Annotated in this window: 10 protein-coding genes; 9 read left to right on the plus strand and 1 reads right to left on the minus strand. The window is 65.8% G+C overall.

Features of this window, described 5'->3' with window-relative positions:
- The first annotated feature begins 346 nt into the window (after positions 1-346).
- From HHL27_RS06145 to HHL27_RS06155, 3 genes are all read left to right on the plus strand, one after another.
- Positions 347-550, plus strand: a complete 204-nt coding sequence (locus HHL27_RS06145; RefSeq protein WP_169492494.1) for a hypothetical protein — start codon at positions 347-349, stop codon at positions 548-550.
- A 129-nt stretch (positions 551-679) separates the two neighbouring features.
- Positions 680-2,224, plus strand: a complete 1,545-nt coding sequence (locus HHL27_RS06150; RefSeq protein WP_169492495.1) for an ATP-binding response regulator — start codon at positions 680-682, stop codon at positions 2,222-2,224.
- Entirely contained in the window at positions 2,221-3,147 is a 927-nt protein-coding gene (locus tag HHL27_RS06155) for a response regulator (protein ID WP_240959417.1), read from the plus strand. Before HHL27_RS06150 ends, HHL27_RS06155 begins: the two co-directional genes overlap by 4 nt.
- A gap of 37 nt (positions 3,148-3,184) precedes the next feature.
- On the opposite strand, the gene HHL27_RS06160 is transcribed toward HHL27_RS06155, so the two are convergent.
- Positions 3,185-3,703, minus strand: coding sequence for a Rid family hydrolase (locus HHL27_RS06160; protein WP_169492497.1), 519 nt, complete (start codon positions 3,701-3,703; stop codon positions 3,185-3,187).
- A 263-nt stretch (positions 3,704-3,966) separates the two neighbouring features.
- Here HHL27_RS06160 and HHL27_RS06165 point away from each other — a divergent pair, with 263 nt between their 5' ends.
- From HHL27_RS06165 to HHL27_RS06190, 6 genes are all read left to right on the plus strand, one after another.
- Entirely contained in the window at positions 3,967-6,519 is a 2,553-nt protein-coding gene (locus tag HHL27_RS06165; RefSeq protein ID WP_169492498.1) for a TonB-dependent receptor plug domain-containing protein, read from the plus strand.
- 135 nt (positions 6,520-6,654) lie between these two features.
- The gene (locus HHL27_RS06170) at positions 6,655-8,637 is read left to right on the plus strand and encodes a tetratricopeptide repeat-containing sulfotransferase family protein (protein WP_240959418.1); all 1,983 of its coding nucleotides are present in this window, start codon (positions 6,655-6,657) and stop codon (positions 8,635-8,637) included.
- Between the two features lie 37 nt (positions 8,638-8,674).
- Positions 8,675-9,130, plus strand: coding sequence for a c-type cytochrome (locus HHL27_RS06175; protein WP_169492499.1), 456 nt, complete (start codon positions 8,675-8,677; stop codon positions 9,128-9,130).
- Between the two features lie 57 nt (positions 9,131-9,187).
- Positions 9,188-10,777 carry a flavin monoamine oxidase family protein gene (locus HHL27_RS06180; protein WP_169492500.1) on the plus strand — a complete coding sequence of 530 codons (1,590 nt, stop codon included), beginning with the start codon at positions 9,188-9,190 and terminating at the stop codon, positions 10,775-10,777.
- A gap of 131 nt (positions 10,778-10,908) precedes the next feature.
- Complete coding sequence (locus HHL27_RS06185; protein WP_169492501.1) at positions 10,909-11,823, plus strand: aldo/keto reductase; 915 nt, start codon at positions 10,909-10,911, stop codon at positions 11,821-11,823.
- A 70-nt stretch (positions 11,824-11,893) separates the two neighbouring features.
- A complete protein-coding gene (locus HHL27_RS06190) occupies positions 11,894-12,883 on the plus strand; it encodes an NADPH:quinone oxidoreductase family protein (protein WP_338114836.1) in 990 nt (329 codons plus the stop codon).
- Positions 12,884-13,260 lie beyond the last annotated feature (377 nt).

Below are 13,260 nucleotides of genomic sequence, written 5' to 3' on the forward strand. Positions count from 1 at the left end.
GGAGTGGGCCTCCATCAAGGCCGAGCGACGCTGCAGGGGCCCTTTACAGGGAAACCCCTTCGGGGCTGGACCAAAAAGCGCCATCGCAGCGTCGGCTCGGCTCGCAATATTCCCGATATTGCTCCGCCTCGCCTTCTCGCGCTGGCGCTTTTTGCCTCCAGCCGTGGCGCTGTGGAATTTGTCCACGCCGCCTAGGGGTACCCGCCGCGATCCTGTCAGCCCCAGTCGGAGGTAGAATGGTCGAAGGTGCATGCGAGCGCGGCGAAAGGCCATGCGGTAAATGGCGTATGGGCCGTGCCGCGCTGCGGCATAATTTCGTGTGCACCGCATCATCAGAAGAGGAACCATGCGCGCGCAGCGACTCACCCAGCTTGAACCGGACATCGTCGCCAAGATGCGTTCGGTCATCACCTGCCAGAAGCCCGAAGTGATCCAGACCCACTTCGGCATCGGTCTCAACACTTGGGTCAAGCTTCGCGAGGGCAAGGCGATCCGCCATTCCGTAGCGGAAAGGCTGATGCAGCGGCTGCAGCGCGACCATCTGATCTGACCGGCAGGCACGGAACGGCGCAAAGCTTTGCCTATCAGGGGCATGGGGGCTTGATGCCCCTTGCTTTGCAGTGCACAATGCCCTCCTCGGCGCCGGCAAACCAACGGCGCTGTGGGGTCGAGCAAAAAAATGCACAGGGCGTTGGGGCAGGGTCCGGCGCAAGGCCGCGAACCCGCACGTGGTTCATCATGGAATGCGCTTTCGCGCCGCGCAGGACGCGCCGTCTCCACGTTGCGCCGTCTTGTTCGCCGCGACGCCATCGCGGCGGGCGGCATCGCGGGAAGAATTGCCGAGCTTGAGCGGGCCTGTGCCGTGGCCGAAGCGGCCAGCGCTGCCAAGAGCCGCTACCTCGCCAACGTCAGCCACGAAATCCGCTCCCCGCTCAACGCGATCTATGGCTACGCCCAGCTGATCGAACGCGGTTCGGGCGTCGATGCGGCCGAAGCGGCCAAGGTGATCCGCCGCAGCGCCGAGCACCTGACCGATCTTGTCGAAGGGCTGCTCGATATCTCGCTGGTCGAAAACGGGGTTACCCGCGTGGCCAGCGACGTGGTGCGGCTGCCCGCCTTCATCGACCAGCTGGCGCGCATGTTCGCGCCTTCGGCCGAGGCAAAGGGCCTTGTCTTCGAGGTGGACCTGCCGCTGCGGCTGCCCGAATTCGTGCGCACCGACCAGAAGCGGTTGCGCCAGGTGCTGATCAACCTGGTCAGCAACGCGATCAAGTTCACCGACACAGGCACGGTCACCTTGCGCGTGCGCCGCAGCGGCGAGACGACCCGGTTCGAGGTGGAGGATACCGGCCCCGGCATCGCGCCCGAGGATCGCGAGCGGGTGTTCGCGCCGTTCGAACGGGGCGAAGGCGAAGAGGGGCGCAGCAGCGGCTTCGGCCTTGGCCTGCCGATCACCCGCGCCATCGTGCAGATCCTGGGCGGTGACATCGCCGTGACCGACGGCGCGTCGGGCGGCGCCTGCTTCCGCGTGTCGCTGATGCTCAATGAAGTGCGCGTCGAAGGCACCGACAAGCCGGACCTTGGCCGCATCGTCGGCTATGCCGGCGCGCGGCGCCAGGTGCTGGCGGTGGACGACGATATCCGGCAGCTGTCCTTCGTGCGCCAGGCGCTGGAGGATGTGGACTTCGACGTCTCGATCGCGCCCGATGGTGAAACCGCGATCGCGCTGTGCGATGCGCAGGCGTTCGATCTTGTGCTGCTGGACGTGCAGATGGGCGGGCAAAGCGGGTGGGAGACAGCGAGCCACCTGCGCAGCGTCCACGGCCGTTCGCTCAAGATCGTGATGCTATCGGCCAATGCGCACGAACGGCATGGCCCCGCAGCGGACGACGAGGAGTTGCCGCACGACCTGTTCCTTCTGAAACCGGTGGAGATCGGCCAGCTGATCGACGCAATCGGGCGCCAGCTGGGGCTGCAATGGGTGCGCGAAGGTGGCACGCCTCGCCCGATGTTCGGCAAGTGCGAGGAGCTTCCCGAAGCTGCGCTTGCCCATGTGGCCAAGTTGCGCGAACTGGTGCGGATCGGCCATGTGCGCGGGATCGAAGCGGAAATTCGCGCGCTGGAGAAGGCGGCCCCCGAATGCGGGACGCTCGCGGCGACGCTTTATGCTTGCCTCGACCGCTTCGACCTCGCCGCGCTGGCGCGCAAGCTGGAAGGACTTTGACCGTGAGCGAGGACAACCCGCAGCGTCGCGACACCGTGCTGGTGGTCGATGATGAGCCCAATTCGCTGCGGCTGCTGACCGATACGCTGGAGGCGGGCGGCATCCAGGTGCTGGTGGCGACTTCGGGCGGCGCCGCGCTGGATCTGCTGGGCCACGTCGTGCCCGATCTGGTGCTGATGGATGCGGTGATGCCCGGCATCGATGGCTTCGAGACCACCGCGCGGATCAAGGCCAATCCCCAGACCGCGCACGTGCCGGTGATCTTCATGACCGGGCTGACCGAAAGCGAGCACGTGATCGAAGGGTTCGAGGTTGGCGGCGTCGATTATGTAAGGAAGCCGGTCAACGTTCACGAACTGCTCGCGCGCGTCAGGGTGCACTTGGGCCATGCGCGTGCAGTGCAGGCCAGCACGGCCAGCCTGGATGCCACCGGCCGCCTGATGATGGCCACCGACACGCGCGGTTTCCTGCTGTGGTGCACGCCGCTTGCCGAACAGGCGATCAACCGCCTGGCCCCGGGCTGGAACCGCGACCAGCGCGAACTGCCCGACGAGCTGCGCCACACCGTCGAACGGCTGCTGACGCGCGATTCGCAAGGGGCGAGCCTGCGGATCGAGCAGGGCGACGGCGCGCTCGAACTGGTGCTGATCGCGCATTACCGTGAAAACGAAGTGCTGATCCGGCTGAACGAACTGAACCCGCATGTCGATGCGGCGCGGATGCAGGCCAAGCTCGGCCTGACCGAGCGCGAGGCCGAAGTGCTGCTGTGGATCAGCTACGGCAAGTCGAATGCCGATATCAGCGAAGTGCTGTCGATCAGCCCGCGCACCGTGCAGAAGCACTTGGAGCGCATCTACGAAAAGCTGGGCGTGGAAACCCGGGCGGCGGCTGCGGCGATCGCGATCAAGGTGATCGCACCCTAATCGCTGCTGCCTTCGGCCTACGCCCGGGCCGGGGAAATCACTTCTTCTTGGCAGCGATGCCTTCGATCTCGATCAGGAAGTAGGGACCAGCCAGCGCGGCGACCTGGAAGGTCGAACGTGCGACCGTTGTCGGGTTGTCGGCGGTCTTGAAGAACTGCTTGAAGCCTTCGTTCGCGCCGGCGAAGTCCATGTGGCCGAGCTTGGGATCGGCGGCGACGAACAGCGTCAGCTTGACCAGATCGGCCATGGTGTAGCCCCGCGCTTCGAGCAGCGCCTTGATCTTGGTGAGCACGCTGATCGTCTGCGTCTTGGTATCGCCCAGATCATCGATCGACTTGACGTCGGCGAAGGTCTTCTTGGGATCGACGGGCGAGGCGAGCTGGCCCGAAAGGAAGATGATGTCGGTGCCCGCCTTCACGTCGGCGGCATCGAGAATCAGCGCCTGCGGGTTCGACTGGATCTTGGTGACCTGCGCCTGCGCCGAGGCGAACGGCGCGGCCGCGACGGCTGCGGCAAGGGCGAGTGCGGAAATCCGGGGGCCGGTAAAAAGGCGCATGGGCAGTCCTTGGCATGATGTTGCAACGGGAGCGGCGCCGGGCGCCCTCCTGTCGGCGCCACCGTAAAGCGGCGCGGTCCCGGTGTGATACGTTAATCGGCGTATGGGCAAGTCTCCTGCTTTGCCGTCTCTGCCGGACACATCGCGCAAAATTCCAAAAACAGGCGCGAAACAAAAGGGTCGGCACCAAGGGCAAGGGAGCCTGGGCGCACGATACCAGCTTGAGTGGATGTCTGGAGCGACACGATCAAGGGGGTCCTACAATGTCGCCACTGTCCAAAGCTGCTCTGATTTCGCTTCTCGCCTCGACCGCGCTTCCCACTGCGGCGATGGCGCAGGATGCGCCCGCTGCCGACGAACTGCCGTCGGACATTATCGTTACCGGCACCCGCGTTACCGGCATGCGCGCGGCAGACAGCGCCGCACCGGTCCAGGTCGTCGGCACGCAGGCGATGCAGGCCGTGGGTCAGCAGGACCTGACCCAGGTTCTTGCGCAGAGCCTGCCCAGCCTCAACTTCCAGGCCTTCGGTGGCGATACCGCCAACCTGACGCTGACCGCCGCGCTGCGCGGGCTTTCGCCCAACGACACGCTGGTTCTGGTCAACGGCAAGCGCCGCCACTTCACCGCCAACCTCGCGGTGCTGGGCGGCTCGCCCTATTCGGGCGCGGCGACCACCGACCTCAGCTTCATTCCGACCAACGCGATCGGCCGCATCGAAATCCTGCAGGACGGCGCCGCGGCGCAATACGGTTCCGACGCGATCGCCGGCGTGGTCAACATCATCCTCAAGGACCAGTCGTCGGGCGGCCTGTTCACCGTGACCGGCGGCCAGTACTACGAAGGCGACGGCGAAACCGCCTCCACCGCGCTCAACATGGGCTTCAAGCTGGGCGATCGCGGCTTCGTCAATGTCACCGGCGAATACAAGTTCCACAACTACACCCAGCGCGGCGGCTGCGATCGTCGCTACCTGACGCTGGACTGCAAGACGCGCACCGACATCAACCCGATCGATGCGGCCGGTGTTGAAGCCAATCCGTTCTATCCGCGCGTGAACACCATCAACGGCGATGCGAAGTACAGCCTGTACAACTTCGTGTTCAACGCCGGCTACGATTTCTCGGACGCGGTGTCGGGCTATGCCTTCGGCAGCTATGGCAAGCGCAAGGCCTACGCCTACGAAAACTACCGCCGTGCGACGCGCGTTTCCGGCACCACCAGCGATGGCGAGAAGGTCTATCCGCTGACCGCCGGCTTCAACCCGCAGGAACACCTGGACGAGGAAGACTTCTCGCTCACCACCGGGCTCAAGGGCGCGGTATCGGGCTGGAACTGGGATCTGTCGCTGACCTACGGCCGTGACGCGGTGGCGCTCTACACCATCGATTCGGCCAACCCCACGCTCTATGCGCAAGAGCAGTCGCAGAACGCCGACCCGATCGGCCTGCAGCGCGATTTCTATGACGGCACGCTGGTCAACAGCGAGTGGGCGGTTGAAGCCGGCGTCACCAAGGACTTCGAAGTCGGCATGGCCAAGCCGCTGACGCTCGCCCTTGGTGGCCAGTGGCGCAAGGACACCTACGCCATTCAGTCGGGCGAATTCGCCTCGTACTTCGGCGGCGGTGCGCAGTCCTATCCCGGCTTCGCGCCGACCGATGCCGGTTCGTACAACCGCAAGGCCTGGGGCGCCTACATCGACGTCGCCATGGACCCGGTCGAAGGCCTGCATGTCGACCTCGCCGGCCGGTACGAACACTATTCCGACTTCGGCAAGGTGTGGAACGGCAAGGCCACCGCGCGCTATGACTTCAGCCCTGCGTTCGGCATCCGCGGCACCGTTTCGAACGGCTTCCGCGCTCCGACGCTCGCCGAATCGTACTACTCGTCGGTCAACGTCGGCCCGGGTTCCACCTTCGGCCAGCTGCCGCCGAACTCCGCTGCCGCCAAGCTTCTCGGCTTCTCGCCGCTCAAGCCCGAAAAGGCGACCAGCTTCTCGGCCGGTTTCGTTGCGCACCCGCTGCCGAACCTGCAGATCACGCTCGATGCCTATCAGATCAAGCTGAAGAAGCGCATCGTTCCTTCGGCCGCGATCTTCGGTTCGCTCGGCTCCAGCACCGTGTCGCAGGCGGTGATCGATGCGCTGATCGCGCGCGGCGTCAGCCTGGCCGACGCGACCAGCTACGCCGGCATCAACATCTTCACCAACGGCGCGGACACCCGCACCCGCGGCGTCGAAGCGACGATCGACTACACCAGCGATTTCGGCGGCGATGCGAAGGCCAACTGGACGCTGGGCTTCAACTACAACCAGACCAAGCTCGAGAAGATCTACCCGCTGCCGGCAGCGGTGGTGAACACCGCCTTCAGCCAGACCACGCTGCTCGATCCCAACTCGATCGACGGCCTGACGACCGCCACCCCGCGGGTGAAGGTCATCGCCAACGCGCTGTTCACCTTCGGTGATTTCTCGGTCAACCTGCGCGAAACGCTCTATGGCGTCACGCACCAGCGCACCAGCTTCAGCGGCAGCGGCTATGGTTCGCCGGGGGATGGCAGCGGCTACACCGTCCTGCGCATCGGCACCAGCGTGATCACCGATCTCAACATCGGCTACAAGATCACGCCGAAGATCCGCTTCGACATCGGCGCCAACAACCTGCTCAACAAGAAGGCGCCGACCGTTCCGCTGGTCGCCCATCCGTCGGGCGGCGTGCGTCCGGCCAACGGCAGCAACGTCTATAACCCGCCCATCACGTTCACCCCGTGGGGCATCAACGGCGGGTACTACTACGCCCGCGCGACCTTCAACTTCTGACGGTCGAACGATGATGGTTGCGCCTCTTCGAACCGGCAGTTCAGCCACGAAGAGGCGCCTTGCGAACCGGGGCGTATCCCGCCCCGGTCTTGCCTCCGGCTCCGTGCCGGCTGGCTCCATTCAAGATGAAATGCCATGCTCGCCGCGATGACCAATCCCCTCGACCAAGCAGCCCGGGACCTTGCGACAAGGCCGGCCTCTGCAGAGCGGATCGCGCGCAAGCTGGTGGAGCAGAACCCGGCCGATCCGCGTCCGCGGCTGGTCCTCGCCTCGGCACTGCGGCGGCTGGCGCGCGGCGCCGAAGGCCTGCCGCTGCTGATCGAACTGGCCCGCGCCTTTCCGAGGGCAGCGCGCACGCGCTATGAACTGGGCCTCACACTCTGCGCCGTCGGTCGCACGGGCGAGGGCGAGCAGCAGCTCGAGGCGGCGACCGCGCTCGATCCCAACCATGCAGAAGCGTGGGCCGCGCTGGCCGAGCGCGCCTTTGCGAGGGGGGATGTCGGCGCCGAACGCCGCGCCCGTGCTGCGCTCGCCCGGATCGACGCCAGCCACCCCGAACAAGGCGGGCACGCTGAACTCGGCAAGGCAGCAGAACTCGTCGCGCTCGGCCAGCATGGCGACGCCGAGCAGATCCTGCGCCGCTTTTGCCTGACGCATCCCAACCATGCCGAAGGTGCGCGGCTGATGGCCGCGTGCCATGTCGCCAACCGCACCGTCCACGCCGCGGAAACGCTGCTGCGCCATGCGCTGAGCATCGAACCCGGCTCGGCCCGCATCCGCTTCGACCTTGCCCATGCGCTGTTTGCCGCGCGCCTTGCCGAACAGGCGCTGGCAGAGCTTGCGCCGCTGCTCGAAGCCGATCCTGTAAACCCGGCCTATCTCAACCTGCAGGCGGCGTGCCTTGGCCTGCTCGGCGATGATCGCGCCGCCGAAGCGATCAATGCCGATCTGGCGACGGCCTTTCCCGACAATGCGAGCGTTGCGGTCAACCACGGCCACGCCGCGCGCACGGCGGGTCTGCGCGACAAGGCAATCGCCGCCTATCGCCGCGCAACGCAGCTCAGCCCACAGGCGGGCGAGGCGTGGTGGGGCCTTGCCAACCTCAAGATCGGGGCGATGAGCGATGCCGACGAGGCGCAGATGGCCGCGCTGCTTGCAGGATCGCTGTCCGACGATGATCGCATGCGCATCGAATATGCGCTCGGCCGCCGGTTCGAGGATACGGGCAGGGCGGCAGACGCCTTCGCCCACTACGCCCGTGGCGCGGCGCTGGGGCGGATCAAGTTCGGTGGAGCCGATCGCGATTACGCGGCCGAGGCCGATGCGGTAACCGCCCTCTATTCCCGTGAATTCCTGGACCAGCGCGCGGGGCAGGGCGCCCCGGACGATGCACCGATCTTCGTTGTCGGCCTGCCGCGTTCGGGCTCCACGCTGGTCGAACAGATCCTTGCCAGCCACCCCGCGATTGAAGGGACGATGGAACTGCCCTATATCGGCAGCTTGGTCGGCCGGATCGAGCGCGAGGGCGGGGCCGAACGCATCGCGCGCGCAACGGCCGACGAGCTGCGCGCCTGGGGCGAGGAATATCTCGCGCGGGCGCGGGTCCATCGCCGCCTTGGCCGGGCGCATTTCATCGACAAGATGCCCAACAACTTCCGGCACATCGGCCTGATCCGGCTGATCCTGCCGAACGCGCGCATTATCGACGTGCGACGCAACCCGATGGCATCGTGCTTCTCGGGCTATAAGCAGCTCTTCGCGGAAGGTCAGGAGTTCTCATACGACCTTGGCGATCTGGCAGCCTACTACCGCCATTACCTTGCCATCGTTCGCCATTTCCATGCCGTCGCGCCCGGTGCGGTCCACACGCTGGTCTATGAAGACCTTGTCGAGGACACCGAAGGCGAAGTGCGCCGCCTGCTCGATGCGGTGGGCGTGCCGTTCGATCCGGCGACCCTGCGCTTTTTCGAGAACGACCGCGCCGTGCGCACCGTCAGCTCCGAACAGGTGCGCCAGCCGATCTACCGCGCGGGCATCGACCAGTGGCGCAAGTTCGAACCATTTCTCCAGCCGCTCGCCGATGGCCTGGGCAGGGAGCGCGAAGAGTGGCGCGCATGAACCACTTCAGTTTCCGGGTCACAACCAAGAGTAAGCGATGAACAGGAAGATCAGGGTTGCCGTGCTTGCCCTTGCGGGGGCGACGTTCGCAGGTGTCGCCAGTCTCGCGACGCCTGGCTTTGCCCAGGACCGGCCGGGACCGGGCGGTTCGACGGTGGAAGTCTCGAACCAGGGGCAGGAGGTCTATGAACAGATCTGCCAGGCCTGCCACATGGCCGATGCCAAGGGCGGGGGCGAACCGGGGGCGATGATTCCCGCGCTCGCCGGAAACAAGAACCTGGCCGACAAGGACTACCCGATCATCGTGGTGATGAAGGGGCGCGGTGGCATGCCATGGTTCAACGGCGTGCTGACCAAGGAGCAGATCGCCGCGGTCATCACCTACGTCCGCGGCCACTTCAACGATTACCATGATCCGGTCAGCGTTGCCGACATCGACCGCATCGTCGCGACCAACCCGCCCGTGCCCGAATGCAACACCTGCGGGCATTGATCCGCCAACCTCCTACACTGTCAGACAGTTTCCCGATCCGACCACGAAGGGATTACAATGCTTGAGGATTTTACCCCGCCGACCCGCCGCCAGCTGCTGACCATGATCGGCAAGGCGGGGGGCGCCGCCGCGCTGTATCAGGCGATGACGGTGCTCGGCCACGCCAAGGACAGCCAGTTCAACGGCCCGCCAAAGCTTTCGGGCGCGAAGCCGGGCGCAAGCGTGCTGGTGCTGGGCGCCGGGCTTGCCGGCATGCTCGCGGCCTATGAACTGACCAAGGCGGGCTACAAGGTCCAGATCCTCGAATTCCAGGGCCGTGCCGGCGGGCGCAACTACACCGTGCGCGGCGGCGATACGATCAACGAGATCGGGTCCAAGCAGGAGGTCACGTTTGCGCCGGGCAACTACCTCAACCCGGGGCCGTGGCGCATTCCCTACCACCACCGCACCGTGCTGCATTACTGCAAGGAACTGGGCGTCCAGCTCGAACCGTTCCTGCAGATCAACCACAACGCGCTGATCCACGGCAAGAAGGCGTTCGGCGGCAAGCCGCAGCCTTATCGCGACCTGATGGTCGACTGGAAGGGCCACGTTTCCGAACTGCTCGGCAAGTCGCTCAACGCCGGCGCGCTCGACACCACCGTGACGGCCGAGGACAAAGCCCGCCTGCTCGAAGCGATGCGCGCCTGGGGCGTGCTCGACAAGGACATGAAGTACACCAAGAGCGACAAGGTCGGCGAACAGCGCGGCTGGGAACGCCCGCCCGGTGGCGGCGTCAACGGTGCGCCGATCCCCAACGATCCGTTCAGCCTCAGCGAAACGCTCGACAGCGGCATCTGGAACACGCTCGGCTTCTATGCCGAACACGTCATGCAGACCACGATGTTTCAGCCCAAGGGCGGCATGGACCACATCGGCAAGGGCTTCCAGGCCAAGGTCGGCAAGCTGATCCGCTTCAACACGCGCGTTTCGAAGATCGCGCAGGACGATCGCGGCGTCACCGCCAGCTGGACCGACACCAAGACCGGCCAGACCGGCGAAAGCCATGCCGACTGGATGGTCTGCACGATTCCCGCACCGGTGCTCAACCAGATCGATTTCCAGGTTTCGCCGGCCAAGAAGGCGGCGATCCGCGCGCTGCCCTATGGCAACTCGGTCAAGATCGGGCTCGAGATGAAGCGCCGCTTCTGGGAAACCGACTATGCGATCTATGGCGGGATCTCGTTTACCGACCAGGCGATCTCCTTGATCTCGTACCCCAGTGCGGGCTGCTTCACCGATGGCCCGGCGGTGCTGCTCGGCGCCTATCCGTTCGGCGCAGGGGCGTACATGCTCGCCGGAATGACGCCCGAGAAGCGCATTCAGGCCGCGCTCGACCAGGGATCGGTCTTCCACCCGGCCGAGTACAAGGCCGAGTTCCGCTCGGGCGCGAGCGTCGCGTGGAACCGCATGCCGTGGATCCTGGGCTGCTGCGCCGCCTGGACCGAGGAAAGCCGTGCCGCGCACTATCAGGACCTCGTTTCGATGGAGGGCCGCATCGTGCTCGCGGGCGAACACTGCTCGTACTACGGCTGCTGGCAGGAAGGCGCGCTGCTCTCCTCCATCGATGCGATCACGCGCCTGCACCAGCGCGCTTCGGCGGCCTGAGGACCCCGATCACCGCTTCATGAGGGGCAACGGAGCGGACCTTATTCGTATGCGATGAGGCCCGCTCCGTTCGCATGGAGCGCAGATGCTGGCATGGCAGGCGGCCCGATCCTTGCAGAAGGCCGCTGCCCATGTCCGAATTGCCCCTGCCACCTGCCGTCCGCCCGCTGGGGCGAAGCGGCATTGCGGTTTCCGCGCTCGGATGGGGCATGTGGCGGCTGACGGCGGCGGGGCTGGACGCCGCCGGGGTCGCGCGACTGGTCGAGGGCGTGCTCGATGCCGGGGTGACCCTGCTCGACACCGCCGACATCTATGGCTTCGATGGCACGTCCGGGTTTGGCGATGCCGAAGCGCTGCTGGGGCAGGCGCTGGCGCTCGCGCCGTCCTTGCGCAGCCGGATGGTGTTGGCGACCAAGGGCGGCATCCTGCCGCCGCTGCCCTACGACCAGTCGCCGACCTACCTGCAAGGCGCGATAGAGGCGTCGTTGCGGCGACTGAAGACCGACGTCATCGATCTCTACCAGATCCACCGTCCCGATATCCTTGCCCACCCGCAGGACGTGGCCCGCGTGCTCGACGATGCGGTGCAGGCCGGCAAGATCCGCAGCATCGGCGTGTCGAACTTCACCCCGGCCCAGATCGCGGCGCTGAGCCACTTCCTCGATGCGCCGCTGGTTGCCACCCAGCCAGAGATCAGCCCGCTCAGGATCGAACCGCTGGAAAACGGCGAGATGGACCAGGCGATGGTCATGGGGCTGACCCCGCTCGCGTGGTCGCCGCTGGGCGGTGGCAGCCTGCTCGATCCGCAGACCCCGCGCGACCGGGCGGTTGCCGATGCGCTTGATGCGGTGGCGGATGCGCAGGGCGTTTCGCGCAGCAGCGCGGCGTTCAGCTGGCTCATGGCGCATCCCGCGGGCATCGTGCCGATCGTGGGATCGCAGCAGCTCGCCCGCGTGGTCGAAGCGACGCAGGCGCTTACCGTGCGCTGGACCCGGGCCGAATGGTACGCGGTGCTCGTCGCCAGCCGGGGCGCGCCGCTGCCATAGCGCATGCCTTAATTGCCCGGTTGATTAGTCGGCGCTGCGCCTGCATGGCGGTGATGGGAGAACAAGAGCCATGACCATGATGCGTGCCGTCGAAGTGGGAGCGCTTGCCCCGGACCTTGCCGGGCTGTCGATCGTCGAAAAGCCGATCCCTGTCCCGGGGCCAGGCGAAGTTCTGGTGCGTATCGAGGCGGCGGCGCTCGGCTTTCCCGACCTGCTGATGACCGAAGGGCTCTATCAGGCAAAGCCGCCCGTGCCCTTCGTTCCCGGCATGGAAGCGTCAGGAACGGTCGCCGCAGTCGGCGAAGGTGCAGGCTTTGCGGTGGGCGATGAAGTGATCGTCGGCGGCCTGACCGGGGCGGTGCAGCAATACGCCGTCTACCCCGCTGCCGCCGTTTCGCCCAAGCCCGCCCGCCTGTCGTTCGGGCAGGCAGCAGGCCTGCGCGCGGCGTACCTCACCGCTCATGTCAGCCTCGTGCGCTGCGGGCGGGCCGAGCCTGGCGATTGGCTGCTCGTCCACGGCGCGGCCGGGGGCGTGGGTCTCGCCGCGGTGGACATGGCGCGGGCCCTCGGCTTGCGGGTCATCGCCGTCGCCTCCAGCGAGGACAAGCTTGCTCGCGTGCGCGATCTCTTCGCGCCAGACCATGCCATTCTCGGCCCCACCGGCTTTCGCGAGCAGGTGCTGGAGATCACCGGCGGCAAGGGCGTGCAGATCGTCTACGATCCGGTCGGCGGAGACGTGTTCGACGAATCGACGCGCTGCATCGCGTTCGGGGGCCGCCTGTTGGTGGTGGGCTTTGCCAGCGGCCGCATTCCGGAAATCCGCGCCAATATCCCGCTGATCAAGGGCTTTTCCGTGGTCGGCGTGCGCGCGGGTGAATTCGGGCGCAAGTTTCCGGAACTGGGGCGCGAAAACGTCGCCGCGATCATGAAGATGGCGGAGGAGGGGACGATCACCCCAACCGTCCACCGCGAAGTCCCGCTCGACGATTTCCGGGACGCCTACGGTGCGATGCGTGATCGCAGCGTGGTCGGCCGCACGATCATCCTGCCACACGCCTGATCCGGTCATCTGATTCGATCAGGGCACGGGTGACGGTGCTCCATCGGCCGCTTTTTGCGCGTAATTTTGGCGTGCGCTGTCAAAACCTGCGGAAAATGGGCAAAAAGAAAGGGCCGTCCCGAAGGGGCGGCCCTGGAAAGTTTGGGAGAGGATGCCTGAAAGGCCCGTCCCATGTGCTCCGCGGACCCGATTCCGGCAAGTGCGAAACGCGCTCGTTCAATTGAGATTTTTGCAATCATAAAGCTATCATTTTTTGCAATTGATACTGTCGCTTTTCATGAGGGGGCGAAAAACCGTGCAAAATCAGTCATGCATTCGTATGCCTTGCTCTCCCAAAACTGCACAAGTTGCATGCACTGCAATACGCAGGTGCGAAA

The organism is Novosphingobium olei, assembly GCF_012927405.1.
In the GTDB taxonomy this organism is placed as follows: domain Bacteria; phylum Pseudomonadota; class Alphaproteobacteria; order Sphingomonadales; family Sphingomonadaceae; genus Novosphingobium; species Novosphingobium olei.

Bases quoted from the DNA above. Each gene is read 5' to 3' on its own strand.
- HHL27_RS06145 (WP_169492494.1), top strand. From the start codon at position 347: ATGCGCGCGCAGCGACTCACCCAGCTTGAACCGGACATCGTCGCCAAG.
- HHL27_RS06150 (WP_169492495.1), top strand. From the start codon at position 680: ATGCACAGGGCGTTGGGGCAGGGTCCGGCGCAAGGCCGCGAACCCGCA.
- HHL27_RS06160 (WP_169492497.1), bottom strand. From the start codon at position 3,703: ATGCGCCTTTTTACCGGCCCCCGGATTTCCGCACTCGCCCTTGCCGCA.
- HHL27_RS06165 (WP_169492498.1), top strand. From the start codon at position 3,967: ATGTCGCCACTGTCCAAAGCTGCTCTGATTTCGCTTCTCGCCTCGACC.
- HHL27_RS06170 (WP_240959418.1), top strand. From the start codon at position 6,655: ATGCTCGCCGCGATGACCAATCCCCTCGACCAAGCAGCCCGGGACCTT.
- HHL27_RS06175 (WP_169492499.1), top strand. From the start codon at position 8,675: ATGAACAGGAAGATCAGGGTTGCCGTGCTTGCCCTTGCGGGGGCGACG.
- HHL27_RS06180 (WP_169492500.1), top strand. From the start codon at position 9,188: ATGCTTGAGGATTTTACCCCGCCGACCCGCCGCCAGCTGCTGACCATG.
- HHL27_RS06185 (WP_169492501.1), top strand. From the start codon at position 10,909: ATGTCCGAATTGCCCCTGCCACCTGCCGTCCGCCCGCTGGGGCGAAGC.
- HHL27_RS06190 (WP_338114836.1), top strand. From the start codon at position 11,894: ATGACCATGATGCGTGCCGTCGAAGTGGGAGCGCTTGCCCCGGACCTT.